Origin of the sequence: Ilumatobacter nonamiensis YM16-303, assembly GCF_000350145.1 — a bacterium.
In the GTDB taxonomy this organism is placed as follows: Bacteria; Actinomycetota; Acidimicrobiia; order Acidimicrobiales; family Ilumatobacteraceae; genus Ilumatobacter_A; species Ilumatobacter_A nonamiensis.
In genome coordinates this window covers 1-16,446 of record NZ_BAOL01000098.1, presented here as the reverse complement: position 1 = coordinate 16,446, position 16,446 = coordinate 1, and the positions used below count along the sequence as shown (strand labels likewise).

At 66.7% G+C, this 16,446-nt stretch carries 13 protein-coding genes; 7 read left to right on the top strand and 6 right to left on the bottom strand.

All coding sequences use genetic code 11. The annotated features are described in order from the left end of the window. Window positions 1-34: 34 nt before the first annotated feature. Genes ON45_RS21405 through ON45_RS10905 form a run of 3 tightly spaced genes read right to left on the bottom strand, consistent with a single transcriptional unit; the run spans window position 35 to window position 3,518 of the window. Window positions 35-1,432 carry an exopolysaccharide biosynthesis polyprenyl glycosylphosphotransferase gene (locus ON45_RS21405; RefSeq protein WP_051062899.1) on the bottom strand — a complete coding sequence of 466 codons (1,398 nt, stop codon included), beginning with the start codon at window positions 1,430-1,432 and terminating at the stop codon, window positions 35-37. 8 nt (window positions 1,433-1,440) lie between these two features. Continuing rightward, window positions 1,441-2,724: an ABC transporter ATP-binding protein gene (locus ON45_RS10910; RefSeq protein ID WP_051062898.1), complete on the bottom strand. Its 1,284-nt coding sequence runs from the start codon at window positions 2,722-2,724 to the stop codon at window positions 1,441-1,443. Then, window positions 2,721-3,518: an ABC transporter permease gene (locus tag ON45_RS10905; protein ID WP_158412346.1), complete on the bottom strand. Its 798-nt coding sequence runs from the start codon at window positions 3,516-3,518 to the stop codon at window positions 2,721-2,723. Before ON45_RS10905 ends, ON45_RS10910 begins: the two co-directional genes overlap by 4 nt. Before the next feature lie 39 nt (window positions 3,519-3,557). Here ON45_RS10905 and ON45_RS10900 point away from each other — a divergent pair, with 39 nt between their 5' ends. From ON45_RS10900 to ON45_RS10875, 6 genes are read left to right on the top strand one after another with little or no spacing between them, the layout of a single operon-like run. Then, window positions 3,558-5,195, top strand: coding sequence for a DUF2142 domain-containing protein (locus tag ON45_RS10900; RefSeq protein WP_040493831.1), 1,638 nt, complete (start codon window positions 3,558-3,560; stop codon window positions 5,193-5,195). Continuing rightward, on the top strand, window positions 5,185-5,436 hold the full coding sequence (locus tag ON45_RS10895; RefSeq protein ID WP_040493830.1) for a hypothetical protein: 252 nt from the start codon (window positions 5,185-5,187) through the stop codon (window positions 5,434-5,436). The genes ON45_RS10900 and ON45_RS10895 overlap by 11 nt, the downstream gene beginning before the upstream one ends. Next, window positions 5,436-7,316, top strand: coding sequence for a glycosyltransferase (locus ON45_RS10890; RefSeq protein WP_040493829.1), 1,881 nt, complete (start codon window positions 5,436-5,438; stop codon window positions 7,314-7,316). Before ON45_RS10895 ends, ON45_RS10890 begins: the two co-directional genes overlap by 1 nt. A 15-nt stretch (window positions 7,317-7,331) precedes the next feature. Beyond that, window positions 7,332-7,640: a hypothetical protein gene (locus ON45_RS10885; RefSeq protein ID WP_040493828.1), complete on the top strand. Its 309-nt coding sequence runs from the start codon at window positions 7,332-7,334 to the stop codon at window positions 7,638-7,640. Between the two features lie 19 nt (window positions 7,641-7,659). Then, on the top strand, window positions 7,660-9,279 hold the full coding sequence (locus ON45_RS10880) for a glycosyltransferase family 2 protein (RefSeq protein ID WP_051062896.1): 1,620 nt from the start codon (window positions 7,660-7,662) through the stop codon (window positions 9,277-9,279). Next, a complete protein-coding gene (locus tag ON45_RS10875) occupies window positions 9,276-10,148 on the top strand; it encodes a glycosyltransferase (protein ID WP_040493827.1) in 873 nt (290 codons plus the stop codon). The genes ON45_RS10880 and ON45_RS10875 overlap by 4 nt, the downstream gene beginning before the upstream one ends. A gap of 47 nt (window positions 10,149-10,195) precedes the next feature. Here ON45_RS10875 and ON45_RS10870 read toward each other — a convergent pair whose 3' ends face one another. The 3 genes from ON45_RS10870 to ON45_RS10860 form a co-directional block, all read right to left on the bottom strand. After that, a complete protein-coding gene (locus ON45_RS10870; RefSeq protein WP_040493826.1) occupies window positions 10,196-10,783 on the bottom strand; it encodes an HhH-GPD-type base excision DNA repair protein in 588 nt (195 codons plus the stop codon). A gap of 17 nt (window positions 10,784-10,800) precedes the next feature. Beyond that, window positions 10,801-13,539 carry a pyruvate dehydrogenase (acetyl-transferring), homodimeric type gene (gene aceE / locus ON45_RS10865; protein ID WP_040493825.1) on the bottom strand — a complete coding sequence of 913 codons (2,739 nt, stop codon included), beginning with the start codon at window positions 13,537-13,539 and terminating at the stop codon, window positions 10,801-10,803. 95 nt (window positions 13,540-13,634) lie between these two features. After that, a complete protein-coding gene (locus ON45_RS10860) occupies window positions 13,635-14,066 on the bottom strand; it encodes a ribonuclease H family protein (protein ID WP_040493824.1) in 432 nt (143 codons plus the stop codon). A gap of 110 nt (window positions 14,067-14,176) precedes the next feature. On the opposite strand from ON45_RS10860, the gene ON45_RS10855 reads away from it, so the two are divergent. Continuing rightward, window positions 14,177-16,446 (top strand): SpoIID/LytB domain-containing protein (locus tag ON45_RS10855; protein ID WP_040493823.1); only part of this gene is annotated, 2,270 nt, incomplete at its 3' end.

Sequence of the window (16,446 nt, the reverse complement as noted above, 5' to 3'; positions counted from 1 at the left end):
GCCATCCTGTGTCTGACACCCGATGGCGCGGTTGTCAGACACGGCGGGACAGCACGACCCAGACCGTGCGGGCGAGGATCTGGATGTCGGTCACGAGTGACCAGTTGACGAGGTACTGGATGTCGTAGCCGAGCTTGAACTCGGCGTCGGTCCCGTACCGCCCTTCGATCTGTGCCAGGCCGGTGAGCCCCGGCGGAAGCTCGTTCCGACGGATGTAGCCCGGTACGCGCTTCGTGATCTCGGCGACGAGTTCGGGACGTTCGGGCCGCGGACCCACGAGCGACATCTCGCCTTTCAGCACGTTCCAGAGTTGCGGGATCTCGTCGGCGCGCATCGAACGCATCCACTTCAGCGCCGGCACGATGCGGTCGTCGTCGAGTGTCGCCAAACGGGCTCGGCCGTCTTCCTCCGCGTCGACGGTCATGGTGCGGAACTTGATGCAGTCGAACAGCTCGCCGTCGCGCCCGACGCGCTCTTGTCGATAGAGCACGGGCGACCCCGCGCAGACCCGCACGTACAGCGCGATCAGTGCCATCGCCGGAACCCACAACGGCATCGTGGCGAAGACGACGAACAGGTCGAACAGTCGCTTCAGTCGGACCTTGTAGCCGGGCACCGTGTGTGATCGCAGCGCCACGAACGGCATTCCGCCGATCTCGCGCACCGTGCGGAGGCCGAGCAGTGTCTCGCGTGCGCTGACCCTCTGCAGGAATCCGACGCCGGCCAGCTCCAGCGAGTTCAACGGTTCCGGGTACACCGAACCGAACGCCGTCACGTCGAGCAGCAACACGTCGGTCGCATCATGGGCGACGACGGATTCGACGAGACGGTGGGACTCCTCGATCCGATCGGCGACGATCGCACGCTGACTGCTCGCGACCAGGTGGGACGCGGCGAGTTCGATCGCCTCGATGTTTCCCGCGAGTACGACCCGAGGGAGACCCTGACGGCGCAGCGTCAGCCGGCGTGCGAGCACCCGATTGAAGACGAGCACGAACGAGGCGAGGGCGAGGAACGCGAAGAGGTTCAACCGTGGCATCAGGTACCGGTCGAGGACGACGAACGCGAGGCCCTGGACGGCGACACCGATCCCGGTCGCAACGAGGATCTTCGGCCACCACGAACTCCGTCCGAGCCGTGGCTCACGCTCGTACAACCCGGTGAAGTAGTTGACGGTGATGTGAATCGCGGTCGCGATCGAGAAGCCGATGACGTAGTAGGAGAGTGCATAGGTGTCCCAGTCGAACGAGAAACCGAACCGCACGAAACTGATCGCCACCATCAGCACGAAGAGAGTCACGGCGTCGAGCAGTCCGAGCATCCGAAAGCCGCGCTCCCACAGCCACCCGAGCGGCGCCGAGAAGATGCGCGCGATCCACTCGAACACCACCGGGAACGGCTTCGACGAGGAGGCGCGAGACGCGAGAGCCATGACCCGGATCAGGTTATGCCATCGTCATCGGGGGACGGCGGGAGGGCGCGATCGTAGATCTCCGACGAGACCCCGTCGCCCGACCACGTCCAGGTCGGCCGCAGGGTGACGAGACCGTCGATTTCGCTCGAGTCGCCCGCCAGCACGTCGAACGTCCGAGCGTGCTGGAGATGGTCGTAGAGGTGCTGACGACTCCACCCGGACACCTCGGTGTGGATCGTGTACGACCCGGGGATCAGCGACAGATCACGCACCGCGATGTCGACATGGCCCTTCCCGTCGACCGAAACCGGGACGGCGCGCGCGTCGCGACTCGACGGTGCCGTGACCGGAATGCCCGTCAGGCTCGCGATGCTCAGACTGAACACCGGATTCGCGACCGGTTCGGGTGTCTCGAAGTGCACGCGGAACGTCACGTCGTCACCGGTTCGCACGCGATCCATCCGCGTGTCCGACACGAGCACGTCGACTTTCGTGACGCGGAGCGGTCCGTCGCCGCGCCGCATCGACCCGTCGGCTGCGGCCTGCGCCTCGAGCATCGTCTCGGTGTACTCGTCGATCACATCGGCAGGCGAACCGTCGGCCTTGACCTCGCCGTGGTCGATCCAGATCGCGCGGTCACAGAAGTTGCGGACGCTGCTCGTGTCATGCGTGACCAGCACCAACGTGCGGCCCTCGTTGCGGAACTGGACGAACTTCTCCATGCACTTCTGCTGGAACGTGACGTCGCCGACGGCGAGGATCTCGTCGATCAGCAGCAGGTCCGGGTCGACGTTGATCGCCACGGCGAACGCCAAGCGGACGTACATCCCCGACGAGTACGTCTTCACCGGCGTGTCGATGAACCGTTCGAGTTCGGAGAACGCCACGATGTCGTCGAAACGCCGGGCGATGTCAGGGCGTGACATGCCGAGGATCGCCGCGTTGAGGAACACGTTGTCCCGTCCCGACAGCTCAGGGTGGAACCCGGCGCCGAGTTCGAGTAGCGCCGCCATCCGCTTGTTGATCGTGATCGACCCGGCGTTCGGCGTGAGGATCTTCGCCATACATTTCAGCAGCGTCGACTTGCCCGATCCGTTGTGACCGATGATGCCGACCGCCTCGCCGACCGGCACCTCGAACGACACGTTGCGCAGCGCCTCGAACTCCTCGTACTTGTTGCGGCCGCCCATCGCGATGAACTGCTTCAGCGACGTGGCGCGCTCGTCGTAGACCTTGAACGTCTTGGTGACGTCGTCGACACGCAGGGCGATCCCGTGGTCGTCAGGATTGCCGTGGCCGAGCCAGCTCACAGTTCCTCCGCGAACCGGGGCGACAGCCGGTTGAACACCCACGCACCCGCCAGCAGCGACGTGATCGAGTACATCGCGACCAACGCCCATCGTTCGATGCTCGGCCATTGACCGTCGTACAGGATCTCCTGCGACGCGCGCACGAAGCTTCCGGTCGGGCCGAGGCTGGTGATCAGGCGCAGCCAGGCGAACGGGATCTCCTCGGTGACGAAGATGATCGGGCTGGAGTAGAAGAGCAGCTGCGCGACGATCGTCCACAGGTAGTTGATGTCGTGGAAGAACACGTTCGCCGCCGACAGCAGCAGCGCGACGCCGATCGTGAACATGGTGATCAGGACGAGCAGCAGCATCATTGGCGCGAGCCACGGCAGCACCATGTGGCCGAAGATCAGGAACGCGACGCTGAGCACGAGCAGCTCGATCAGCAGCGTGGCGAACTGAGCGATCACGATCGACAGCACCAGGTGTTCGTGGGGGAACGCCACCTTCTTGATCAGGTTCGAACCCTCCTGCACCGATCCGATCGAGGCGGTCACCGAGATCGAGAAGTACTGGAACGGCAGCATTCCCGCGAGGAAGTAGAGGGGGAACACCTCGAGGCCGCTGGGATCGCCGATGGGGGGCTCGCGCAGGAAGATGTAGAGGAAGACGACGGTGAAGATCACCATCTGGCTCAACGGGTTGAGCAGGCTCCACGCCCACCCGAGGACCGACTTGCGGTATCGGGTGCGCAACTCCTTCAACGACAGGAGATAGAGGAGGTTGCGGTGAGCGACCGCAGTCCGGAGCGACATGCGATCCACGACGCTAACCGCCTCGGTAGTCTCCTCCACGTGACCCACGAGCGACGACATCCGGGCACGGTCGCGCTCGTCGCGAGCACCGCGGCGTTGCTGGGACTGTGCGCGCTGCTGTGGATCATCGGCACGGTTCCGTCCGGCGGACCCGACGAACCGTCACACATGGTGCGCGGTGCCGCGCTCGTGCGCGGCGAACTCGAAGGTGAGGACTTCGACGGGCTCGGCGACTCATTCGACGTCCCGGCGTGGGTCGTCTACCCGAATCGCAGTTGCTTCTCGCTCGTCGGCGAGCAACCGGCGACGTGTGCGACCTCCGAACCCCGTCCGACGGGCGACGCGCAGCTCGCCTCCAGCGCCGTCAACTACCCGATCTGGGGTCACCTCGCCCCGGGTCTCGGCACCTACTTCCCGGCATCTGTCGGGTATCAACTCGCCCGCGTCTTCGATGCCGCCATTCCCGTCGGTCTGTTCGTTGCTGGTCTCGCGCTCGCGGTCCGCCGTGGGCGTTTGGCGATCGGGGCGGCCGCTCTGGCGATCACGCCGATGGCGTGGTTCTCGGTGACCGTCGTCAACCCGTCGGGACTCGTGATCGCCGGCGGATTCGCACTGTGGGCCGGGCTGTTGTCCGCAGATCGACTGATGCTGGGCCGACCGGACCGTCTGGTCGCGTGGTCGATCGCCGCCGGCTGGGCGGCGGCGTCGCTCCCGCGTCGCGACGGCATGATCTGGGCTGCGCTGATCGTCGCGATCTGTGCAGCGGTCGGCCTCATCGATGTGCGGCGTCTGGTGACCCGCCTCGGCTCGGGCCCCATCGGTCTGATCGTGTTGTCCACGCTCGCGACCGTCGGGTGGGCGGTCACCTCCGACACCGATTCCTCGAAGGTCCTGGTCCTGTCCCCGCTGTTGCCATTGTTGGGCATCGCGATCCACGAGGTACGGATCCGGATCTCGACGATCGGTTCACGGCTCCTCCTCGGTGCGGTGATCGCTGGCGGATTCCTGTTCGCGCTGATCGTCGCGTCGGTCACCCGCCCCGGCGGCTACAACGAGGCTCTCCTCGAGCGGGTGATCAGTCAAACCGGCATCAACTTCGAGGAGGCGGTCGGGCTGCTCGGGTGGCTCGACACACCGCTCCCGCGCGCCATCCTCTACGGATGGTGGATCACGTTCGGGCTGTTGTTGGGGGTCGCGCTGCTGAGAGGCGACCGCCGCGCAGTCGGTGTCGCAGCCACCACCGTCGCGGTCGGCATCGCGTGCTCGTGGATCCTCGAGATGAGCCAAGGCAGCACGACCGGCAGCTACTGGCAGGGCCGCTACTACCTGCCGCTGCTGATCGGCGTGCCCATGGTGCTCACCTGGTCGAGGCCACGACCGAGCGAGACGACCGAGGTTCTCGAGGGTCGTGTGCGGACGATCGGTTCGGCGGTTCTGGCGATGGCGCTGATCGTGTTGACCGTCGCGTTCGCAGCGTCGATGCGGCGATGGGCCGTCGGAACGAACGGGTCTCATCGGCCCTGGGCGTGGGACACCTACGGTGCAGCCGTTCCGCCGTGGCTGTTGCTCCTCGTCCACGCCGCGGCCTGCGTCGCGCTCTACGTCCTCGCGACTCGAGTCGTCCCCTCGTCCACACGCCGTCAACCGGTCGCACAGGTCGCGAGCCATGAGCGCTGACTCCGACGTCGAACGGCGTCTCGCCGAGCTCGAGGCGGCCTCGGACGCCCGCCGGCGCGAGTTGACCGACGTGATGCAGCAACTGCCGGCCGAGGTCAGCCGCCGCGACGTGTTGCGGAGCGGGCTGCACGACCTGCGGACCAGCGACGACGTCGGATCGGTGATCCGTCGCACAGCACGGGCGGTGGTCGGGGTGCCACGAGCTGCGTACGCCTGGGTCCGAGCCCGACTGCGTCGCTGATGGCCGCTCGCGAGGTGCGCCTGTTCGTCGCGCCGACGGGCAACGCGTTCATGCGCGACATCGCCTCGTGGATCGTCGAGGCAGCCGGCATGACCGGACGCCACGCCGAGCTGGTCGAGGATCGGCTGCCGCACTCCGACGGGTCGATCAACCTCGTCGTCGCCCCCCACGAGTTCTACCTGCTCGGCGGATTCGACGCCGTCGAGATCCGCTCGGCCGCTCGGTGCAGCATCCCGATCTGCACGGAGCAGCCCGGTACCCAGTGGTTCACGCGCTCGCTCGGCTACTGCGTCGGGAGCCCGTTGGTGGTCGACATCAACGCCGTCGGGGTCGCCGCGATCGAACGCGAGGGGTTCCATGCGCGTCGGCTGCAGCTCGGCGCCGTACCCGGCATGGATCACTGGTCGCGCTCGGTGTCATCGGCCGAACGCTCCACCGACGTCGTGTTCCTCGGGGCCCTCACCGAGTACCGGGCGGAGGCGCTCGCCGCGCTCGCACCGGTGCTCTGGGACCGTTCGAGCGACATCCGGGCGTTTCCTGTCCGCCGCCCCATCGTCGGTGGCGAGCCGGGACTCGTGTTCGGTACCGAGAAGTACGACCTGCTCGCCGACGTCCGCGTGCTCATCAACGTGCATCGCGACGACGCGTCGTCCGCCGAGCGGTACTTCGAGTGGGCGCGGATGGTCGAGGCGATGGCCAACGGATGCGTGGTCGTCACCGAACCCTCCACCGGCTGTGAACCACTCGTCGCCGGTGAACACTTCCTCGAGGCCGACGTCGCGGACATGGCCGACGTGGTCTCGGGCCTGCTCGACGACGAGGACCGCCGGAACCGAATTGCTGAAGCCGCGTACGCCGAGGTGATGGGGCCGCTCGGCCTGCAGAGCTCGGTCGGCGACCTGCTGCAGACCGTCGAAGCCGAGGGCATGGGACTGAACCCGTCGGCCGAGACCCGGCGGGACCGTCGCGTCGCGCGCAGGTTCACCGCAAATTCCGACCCCGCGCCGCTGTTCCCCGTCTACGCCCCGTATCGGGAGGCACGCCGCGAGGTGTACGACGCGTTCCTCGCCGAGCTCGAGCACCGACGCGAGATCGGCCGACTCCGTGCGCGGGTCGAGTTCGGCGACGAGCAGCACGTCACCGTCGAGCAGAGTGCGGGATGGACCGACCTGCCCGCGGAGGTCTCGGTCGTCGTGACGATGTTCGACTACGCGCACACGATCGTCGCGACGCTCGACTCGATCGCAGCATCCAGCGACGTCACTACCGAGATCGTCGTGGTCGACGATGCCTCGCGCGACGACGGGCTCGAGGTCGTCCGGCAGTGGATGGACAACCATCCGTCCGTCGGGGTGAAGTTGGTCCGCAGCGCCGCCAACCGCGGGCTGCCGGGAGCGCGCAACCTCGGGATCGACCACGTCCGCACGGAGATCGTGATGATGATGGACGCCGACAACCTCGTGTACCCGACCTGTCTGCGCCGCCTGGCGGATGCATTGACCGCCGACCCGGAGGCCGCGTTCGCGTATTCGACGCTCGAGGCGTTCGGCGACACGCCGGGGCTTCGCAGTGCGTTCGGATGGCATGTCCCGTGGCTCTGCGACGCCCCGTACATCGACGCCCAGGCGATGTTCCGGACGTCGGCATTGCGAGCGCACGGCGGCTATCGGGTCGATACGGCGGCGTACGGCTGGGAGGACTGGGACTTGTGGCTCGGCCTCGCGGCCGCGGGTGAGTGCGGCGTCCATGTCGCGGAGATGCTGGGTCGCTATCGGACGCACTCGTCGTCGATGGTCTCACTCACGAACCTCGCGGCCGACGGGCTGCGGGCGGCGCTGGTGGAGCGGTATCCGCATCTGCCCTGGCCAGAGCTGACCTGAGTACCCTGCCGTACGATGACGAACGTGCCTGCGGACGCCGAACTGGAGCGTCTCCGTGGGCTGGTCGGCCCGTCCGAGATGTCGTACGAGGCGTTGCAGGCCGACGTGATCGAGGCCGAGCGCGTCGCTCGCGCCGCGGTCACGGAGATGGGCGAACTCCGGGGCCGGATCGTCGAACTCGAAGGACACCTCGCCCGCGCCCGCCAGGACCAGGACTTCCTGCAGCGTCGGATCGAGATGTCCGCGTGGGAAGGCGTGATGTATCGGGCGCAGCGACGCTGGCGGATCTCGGTGGTCCCGCGCATGAAGCGACTCTCCGATTGAGGGCGGATCCGGTGAGTCGATGATGACGCCACGGTTCAGCATCCTGACCTCGGTGTTCAACCCCGACCCGAGCCACCTCGACGCGTGCTTGGCATCGGTGGCGTCGCAGACGTTCACGGGAGTTTTCGAGCACGTCGTGGTCGACGACGCGTCGAGTCTTCCCGGAGTACGCAGCCTGCTGAACGGACTGGAACCGCTGCCGTGGCGACGCGTCCTGCGGAGGCCGGCCAATGGCGGAGTCGTCGCGGCATCGAATGACGCGCTCTCGGCGGCCACCGGTGACGTGATCGTGCTGCTCGACCACGACGACGTCCTCGCCCCGGAGGCCCTGGCCCGCCTCGCCGAGTTCTTCGACGCGACGCCCGATGCCGAGGTCGTGTATTCCGATCACGACCTGCTGCGCTGGGACGACCGGCTCTACTCGCCGGTGTACAACCCGGACTTCTCGCTCGAACGGCTGCGCAACCACAACTACATCACCCACCTGGTGGCCGCACGTCGTTCGGTGGTCCTCGACCTCGGCGGATTCACGGTCGGCACCGACGGGGCGCAGGATCACGACCTGCTGCTGCGACTCGCCGAGCGGGTCGACACCTTCCATCACATCCCCGAGATCCTGCTCCACTGGCGCCAGTCCACCACGAGCTTCTCGGGCGACCCGGAGACGAACAACACCGCGTTCGAACGCGAGGTCGACGTCGTCGCCGCACACCTCGGTCGATGCGGAATCGACGCCGACGTCTCCAAGGCAGCCAATCCCGGCGTCGTCCGGATCGAGCGCAGCGTCCACGGGAAGCCGACCGTGTCGGTCGTGATCCCGACGCGTGGGACACGGGGTCGGATCTGGGGGGTGGAACGGATCTTCGTCCACGACGCGGTCGCGTCGCTCCTCGCCGATGTCGACGACCGGATCCGCCTCGAGATCATCGCCGTGATCGACTCCGGCACCGACCCGGTCGTCGAACGAGGGCTGCGTCAGATCGCCGGCGACGCGTTGCGTGTCGTCGACTACACGGACCCGTTCAACTTCTCCGACAAGATCAATCGTGGAGTCGCCGATGCCACGGGCGAGTACGTGCTGCTGCTCAACGACGACACCGAGCTGGTCCGCTCCGGCAGCATCGCGGAGATGGTCGGGATCGCACAGAGCGAGGACGTCGGGATGGTCGGAGCGAAGCTGCTGTTCGAGGACGGCACGCTGCAGCACGGCGGGCATCTGTACCACGGGACGATCTCGCATGCGTTCCTCGGCTGGCAGGGCGACCATCCCGGGCCGCACCGGATCCTCGCCGTCGAGCGCGAGTGTGCCGGCGTGACGGCAGCCGCGGCGCTGTTGCGCCGCGAGGTGTTCAACCGCATCGGTGGAATGAATATCGATCTGCCAGCGAACTACAACGATGTGGACCTGTCGCTCACGGTGCGCGCGGCCGGCTACCGGATCGTGTGGACCCCGTATGCGTCCTGGTACCACTTCGAGCAGAAGTCGTTCGATCACCCGATCGCGCAATCCGAGATCGACGAGATCGAGCGGCGCTGGGGCGACTACCTGGGCCACGACCCGTACTCGAACCCGAACCTCGCCCCTGGCCGGACCGACTGGCTCGAACTCCCGCTCCGCTCCGGAGCAACGCCACTGTGACGGCCGCGGTCGTCGTGGTCACGAATCGCGGACCCGACGCGATGGTGCACGCGTGTCTGGCGTCGGTCGCCGCTGCGACCGTATTGCCGGTGGCGGTCGTGGTCGTCGACAACAGCGACGCGCGACTCGTCGGGCCCGACGCCTACGGCCCCGGTGTGGACGATGTCGTGCGGACGGAGAACCTCGGGTTCGGAGCGGCAGCGAACACGGGGGTTCGACGGGCACGCGAGTTGACCGATGCGGACTCGCCGGTGGTGGTGCTCAATGACGACCTCGAAGTCGACCCGGGCTGGCTCGGGCCGTTGGTCGCCGCGCTCGATGCCGACGACCGGCTCGGAGCGGTCCAACCCGCGCTTCTCCGCCACGGGACCGACCGGATCAACAGCCTCGGCGTCGAACTCGATCGATACGGCGCCGGTTCGGACATCGGCCTCGACGAACCGGCTGCCTCGCTCGGTGATTCGCGCCCGATCGAGATCTTCACCGGGGGAGCGGTGCTGTTCCGTCGTGAGTTCCTCGACGACACCGGCGGCTTCGACGAGCGCTACTTCCTGTACTACGAGGACGTCGACCTGGCGCTGCGCGGCGCCGAACGGGGCTGGCGGTACGTGTGTGAGACGTCGTCGGTCGTGCGCCACCACGGGGGTGCGACGACCGACCGGCTGGGTGCGCAGCGCGTCGCCTACCAGGAACGCAACCGCCTGTGGGCGGCCGCACGGTTCGGATCGCCCGCCCTCCTGGGTCGTGCGCTCGGGCTGTCGATCCGCCGCCTCCGCCACGGGCCCCGCGCCGCTCACGCGAAAGCCCTCGCGACCGGACTCGCCGGCATGCCCGGCGCCCTCATCCGTCGCCTCCGACAACCCGCGTGAGCCGTGCCATCCGGTGTCAGACACCGGATGGTCCCCCATGGTCGGGGTCAGGAGGTGGGGCGGTCCTGCTTGTCCTTCTTTGCGGCCTTCTGTGCCTTCTTCCACTCGCGCACCTTGCCGAGTGACACCTCGTCGGTGACGTCGGCGACCGAACGTGGTTCGTCGTCGCCGAACTTGCCCGCCGCAGCGCGCCAGCCGTCGAGTTCGACACCCTGGGTCTTGCCGAGGATCGCCACGAAGATCTTCGACTTCTCGTCGCCGTAACCGGGCAGCGCCTTCAACCGCTTGAACATCTCCTTGCCGCTCGGCCCGTCGGCCCACAGGTTCTCGGCGTTGCCGTCGTAGTCCTCGACGAGCGCGGTGCACACCTGATGGACGCGCTTGCCCATCGAACCCGGGAAGCGGTGGATCGCCGGCTTCTCGCAGCAGATCGACACGAACTCTTCGACGTCCATCGCCGCGATCTTCGCCGGGTCGAGGTGTCCGAGCCGTTCCTTGAGCGTGCTCGGGCCGTTGAACGCCCACTCCATCGGCACCTGCTGGTCGAGCAGCATCCCGAGCAGCAGTGCGTTCGGATCGGTGTTCAACAACTCGTCGGCAGCCTCGTCACCGGTGATGTACAACGTCCCAGCCATGCCCTCCAACCTACTGCTCAGTCCGTGTACGAGTTCCAGGGGTTGACCGCGTCGGGGTCGATGTCGTAGCGCTTGATCGCGTTCTCGACGACCGACGCGTCGACCGTGCCCTCGGCATGGAGACCGGACAGCACACCGACGACGACGTGGCCGGTGTCGATCTCGAAGAAACGACGCAGTGCCTCGCGGGTGTCGGAGCGACCCATCCCGTCGGTGCCCAGCGTCGTGAAGGTGCGGTTGCCGAGGAACTGGCGGATCTGGTCGGGGACGATCGCCATGAAGTCGGTCACCGCAGTGATCGGACCGCTCGACTCGGCGAGCCGTTCGCTGATGAGCGGTGTCTGCTGATCGCCACTCGGATGCAGCCGGTTGTGCCGCTCGGCCGCCAGGCCGTTCTCGCGCAGTGCCTTGAACGACGTGACCGACCACGTCTCGGCGGCCACCCCGTAGTGCTCGGCCAACTCCGCGGCGGCCGCCGTGGCAGCGGTGTGGGAGACACCCGAGAACAGGATCGTCGCCGGCGTCGAATCCCCGTCGACCTCCGGTGCGTCGGCGTACTTGTAGATCCCCTCGACGATCTGCTCGGCGAGGCCTTCGGTGGCGGGCAACTCCGGCATCTCGTAGTTCTCGTTGTACAGATTGATGTAGTAGAAGACGTCGGTCCAGTCGGCCGGACCGCCGCCGTACATCCGGTCGATGCCTGCCTGGATGATCGCCCCGATCTCGTACGCGAACGCCGGGTCGTACGCCTGCACCGCAGGAACCGTGGACGCGAGCACGAGGCTGTGCCCGTCCTGGTGCTGCAGGCCCTCACCCATCAGCGTCGTCCGTCCGGCGGTCGCGCCCATGAGGAAGCCACGCGCCCGGATGTCGGCCGCCTGCCAGATCAGGTCGCCGACCCGCTGGAAACCGAACATCGAATAGAACGTGTAGAACGGGATCATCGGAACGCCGCGAGTGGAGTAGGACGTCGCCGCGGCGATGAAGCTCGCCATCGAGCCCGCCTCGGTGATGCCCTCTTCGAGCATCTGACCCTTGGCCGATTCGGAGTAGGAGAGGAGGAGGTCGTGATCGACCGGCTCGTACTTCTGCCCCTGCGAGGCGTAGATGCCGATCTCGCGGAACAGCGCGTCCATGCCGAACGTGCGTGCCTCGTCGGGGATGATCGGCACGATGCGGCTTCCCGCCTGTGCGTCGCGCGTCAGGCTCCGGAGCAGGCGGGTGAACGCCATCGTGGTCGACACCTCCTGGCCGTTCGACCCGCCCCACATCTCGGTGAACGTCGAGGGCTCGGGGAGCGACAGCTCCTTGCGGACGTGTGTCGTGCGTTTGGGGATCGACCCGTCGAGCGCGCGCCGGCGCTCCATCATGTACTGGTACTCGACCGAGTCCTGCGCAGGAATGAAGTACGGCGGGTCGTCCGCTTCGATCGCGTCCTCGGGGATCTCGTCGTGCATGTGCAGACGGTCGCGGAGATCGACGATCTGCTGCTTGGTCATCTTCTTGATCTGGTGGGTCGAGTTGCGTCCCTCGAAACCTTCGCCGAGCGTCCACCCCTTGACCGTCTTGGCGAGGATCACCGTCGGCCGCCCCGAACCCAGGTTCTCGGTCGCCGCCTTGTACGCCGCATACAGCTTGCGGTAGTCGTGACCGCCACGCGGAAGGTTGCGCAGGTCGTCGTCGGACAGGTGGCTGACCATCTGGCGGAGGCGGTCGTCGGGACCGAAGAAGTTGTCGCGGATGTAGCCGCCGTCCTCGACCGCGTAGCGCTGGAACTCGCCGTCGACGGTGTTGTTCATCTTGTTGAGCAGCGCGCCGTCCTTGTCCTGCGCCAAGAGCGGATCCCACTTCGATCCCCACACCACCTTGATCACGTTCCAGCCGGCACCGCGGAACACGGCTTCGAGCTCCTGGATCACCTTGCCGTTGCCACGCACTGGACCGTCGAGGCGCTGGAGGTTGCAGTTGACGACGAAGACCAGGTTGTCGAGCTGCTCGCGGGCGGCGAGCGAGATCGCGCCGAGCGTTTCGGGTTCGTCGCACTCGCCGTCGCCGAGGAATGCCCAGACGCGGCTGTTGGACGTGTCGTCGATCTGACGGTTGTGGAGATAGCGGTTGTAGCGGGCGTGGTAGAGCGAGGTGATCGGTCCGAGGCCCATCGACACGGTCGGGAACTCCCAGAACTCGGGCATCAACCGCGGGTGCGGATACGACGAAAGGCCCCGCCCGCCGCGGCCGATCTCCTGGCGGAAGTGGTCGAGGTCGTCCGCCGTGAGGCGTCCTTCCATGAACGCCCGGGCGTAGATGCCGGGAGCGGCGTGGCCCTGGTAGTAGACGTGGTCACCGGCACCGCCGTCGTCCTTTCCGCGGAAGAAGTGGTTGAAGCCGATCTCGTAGAGCGCGGCGGAGGATGCGAATGTCGAGAGGTGCCCACCGATGCCGTCGGCCTGCTTGTTCGCCTTGACGACCATCATCGCTGCGTTCCAGCGCACGAACGCGCGGATCCGTCGTTCGATGTGTTCGTCGCCGGGGAACCAGGGCTCCTGCTCGAGTGGAATCGTGTTCACGTAGGGCGTGGACACGGTTGCCGGGAACGACACCTGACTCTCGTTGGCGCGCTCCATCAGACGTGAGAGCAGATAGCGGGCCCGGGTCTTGCCGTGGATGTCGACGACGGCGTCCAGGCTGTCCAACCATTCGGCGGTCTCGGTGGGGTCGATGTCGGGCAGCTGATGGACGTGGCCGTCAAAGATCATGACGGCCAGTGTCGCAGGGTTACCGATCGGTACGCACCAAGTCGTGTGAAATCGAGATGACCGCAGCCCCGATCGGGGCGGGCGTCAGCGTGGCGTCAGCGTGGTGTCGCGGCGACGGCGAGGCGGTCGACGAGATCGTTCATCGGGTCGCCGCTGTGGCCCTTCACCCACCGGAAGGTGACGTCACCGGCCTGGACGACCTCGATCAACGGCTTCCACAGGTCGGTGTTCGCGACCGGCTGCTTCTTGGAGTTCTTCCAGCCGTTGCGCTCCCACTTGACCCACCAGCGGTCGTTGAAGCACTTCACGACGTAGGTCGAGTCGGACACGATCTCGAGCGGCGTGCCGTCGGCGCCGAGCGTGCGGATCGCGTCGAGCACGGCGTAGACCTCCATGCGCTGGTTGGTCGTCGCGGTCTCGCCGCCCGATCCGGATGGCTCCCCATCGGGCGACACGGCCCATCCCCAACCGCCAGGTCCGGGGTTCCCACTGCAAGCGCCATCGGTGAATACGACCAGTCGTGACATCCCCGCCGAACCTACCCGTCCGCCAGCCTTCACACCGAACGTGCTCAAGACGCTACGTGAAGTGAGAAAAGTGGACACGGAGAGTAGTGCATCCGCTACTCTCGGCCCGGATGCAGTGGGAATCGAATGGCGGGCGGCCCGGTGGACCGAAGTCGAGACCGGGTCTCGCCGCGCTGGTCGTCGTACTGAGCGCCGTGCTGGTGCTTGCTCCGGTCGCCCTCGACAACGCCCCCGTTGCCGAGGGCGCATCCGATCCGGTCATCGCTCTGGTGATCGAGGGAACGGGCTACGGCCACGGTCGCGGAATGAGCCAATGGGGAGCATTCGGCTACGCGGTCGATCACGGGTGGGGCTGGCAGCGAATTCTCGACCACTACTACGGCGGCACGATCTCGTCGACGACGTCTGCGAGTCAGCGGATCACGGTTCGGCTCACGGCGTTCGATCGGATGGGCACCGTCGGAGTGATCTCGTACGGCAACGGGGTGCGATGGAACGGCGAGACCGCGCCAGCGATGCGGGCCCAGGAGCTCTCGCCGGGAGTTTTCGCGGTGTACCGCGCCGACCGCGTGGCGTGTCCGTCGGACACCGCGAATTGGACACGAATCGGGACCCACCATCAGGCTGTCGGCAGCCCGCTCCGCTTCACGAAATCCGGCGGCGATGCACGTGCCACGCCGTCGGGGAACGCGCTCGGTGTGTGCGGGTCGAGCGGGTCGGTGAACCACTATCGCGGTGCCATCGAGATCGTGCACACTTCGGCGGGCAACCGCGTCGTCAACGACGTGACCCCCAACAACTACACCCGCGGGGTCGTTCCGCGAGAGATCTATGCCAGTTGGGCCGACGCGGGTGGCGGTGCGGGGGCCAATGCCGTGCGCGCGCAGGCCGTGGCGGCTCGCTCGTACGGGCTGGCGCAGTACCGCTCGTACACCTACGACGGTTCCTCCACGCGTTACGCGAAGACCTGTGACACCACCGCATGCCAGGTGTATGGAGGGTCGGCGACCCGGAGTTCGGCGAGCGGCCCGGCCACCAGCGTCGAACAGGTCGGCACCGATGCCGCCGTGCTGGCGACGAGCAACGTCGTGCGGCGCTGGCCGTCGGGAAGTCCGCTTGCCGGGCAATTCGTGTCGACCGAGTTCTCGTCGTCGAACGGTCCCCGGACCGCTGGTGGACAGTTCCCGCCCGTCAACGACATCGGTGACGACACCGCCGGCAATCCCAACCACCGGTGGACGCGCATCGTCGATGCCGACACGTTTGCCGCGCAGAACGGCCTCGGGACGATCACAGGTGCGTCGATGCGGACCACCAACAACGGGCAGTATCAGGGGTACGACGGCATCTGGTTCGACGATCTCGTCGTCACCGGGACATCGGGCACGTACCGCAAGCAGGCATGGGACGTGAAGGGGCAGCTCGGGCTCCCTTCTCCTGGATTCACCGTTCGAGTGATTCGTGAGAACACGACCAGTACGTCGGTCGGCTTCATCGGCGACTCGGTCGGCTACGGGGTCACCGCCTCCAACGGTGAATTCAGTCGGGTGACCGACGGGACGTTTTCACCGCAGACTCTCGATTCGGTCCGCAGTCGATGTACGACGCGCACCTCGTGTCCTGGGACGAGCGGCGTGGAGGCTGCCCGGGCGCTTCCGAAGAATCTCGATCTCGTCGTGGTCGAACTCGGCTACAACGATGACCCGGCGCACTTCGCGAGCGATATCGACGCCATGATGCGCGCCCTCGACGCCCGGGGCGTTCGCCAGGTCGCATGGGTGAACCTCGCCGATATTCGTCGCAGCAATGGGAAGCTGGTGTACTCGGCATCCAACCGTGCGCTCGCCGATGCGGCGCGCCGGTGGGGCAGCCTCACCGTTCTCGACTGGAACAGAGCGAGCAACACGTCGGAACGGTCACGGTGGATCGCAAGCGATGGGGTTCACCTGACCACCACGGGCGAGGCCGAGTTCTCACTCTGGCTCCGCGAACGCATGCTGGCCGTCCGAGCGGGTTTCGCGAGGTTCATGAGCCCGAATTCCCGCGGCGCCGGTGACATCATCGCGGACTATCGCTTCCGACCCGACTGGTCGAGCATCGCGAGTCTCGATCTCGACGGTGACGGTACCGATGAGATCATGTACTACGACGCGAGTTCGGGTTTCACGCGAGTCATGGATCCGAATGCGCGGGGATCGGGTCGGTTGTTGGGCCAGTACTGGTTTCGCCGTGGATGGACGAGCATCGCGGGCGCTGACCTGGACGGCGACGGTGCCGACGAGATCATGTACTACGACGCGAACTCGGGTTTCACGCGGGTGATGGATCCGAATCATCGGGGGACGGGACGGTTGCTGGGGGAGTATTGGTTCCGCCGGGG

Excerpts from the sequence above, each read along its gene's own strand:
- ON45_RS21405 (WP_051062899.1), bottom strand. The coding sequence starts at position 1,432 with ATGGCTCTCGCGTCTCGCGCCTCCTCGTCGAAGCCGTTCCCGGTGGTG.
- ON45_RS10905 (WP_158412346.1), bottom strand. The coding sequence starts at position 3,518 with ATGTCGCTCCGGACTGCGGTCGCTCACCGCAACCTCCTCTATCTCCTG.
- ON45_RS10895 (WP_040493830.1), top strand. The coding sequence starts at position 5,185 with ATGAGCGCTGACTCCGACGTCGAACGGCGTCTCGCCGAGCTCGAGGCG.
- ON45_RS10890 (WP_040493829.1), top strand. The coding sequence starts at position 5,436 with ATGGCCGCTCGCGAGGTGCGCCTGTTCGTCGCGCCGACGGGCAACGCG.
- ON45_RS10885 (WP_040493828.1), top strand. The coding sequence starts at position 7,332 with ATGACGAACGTGCCTGCGGACGCCGAACTGGAGCGTCTCCGTGGGCTG.
- ON45_RS10880 (WP_051062896.1), top strand. The coding sequence starts at position 7,660 with ATGATGACGCCACGGTTCAGCATCCTGACCTCGGTGTTCAACCCCGAC.
- ON45_RS10870 (WP_040493826.1), bottom strand. The coding sequence starts at position 10,783 with ATGGCTGGGACGTTGTACATCACCGGTGACGAGGCTGCCGACGAGTTG.
- aceE (WP_040493825.1), bottom strand. The coding sequence starts at position 13,539 with ATGATCTTTGACGGCCACGTCCATCAGCTGCCCGACATCGACCCCACC.
- ON45_RS10860 (WP_040493824.1), bottom strand. The coding sequence starts at position 14,066 with ATGTCACGACTGGTCGTATTCACCGATGGCGCTTGCAGTGGGAACCCC.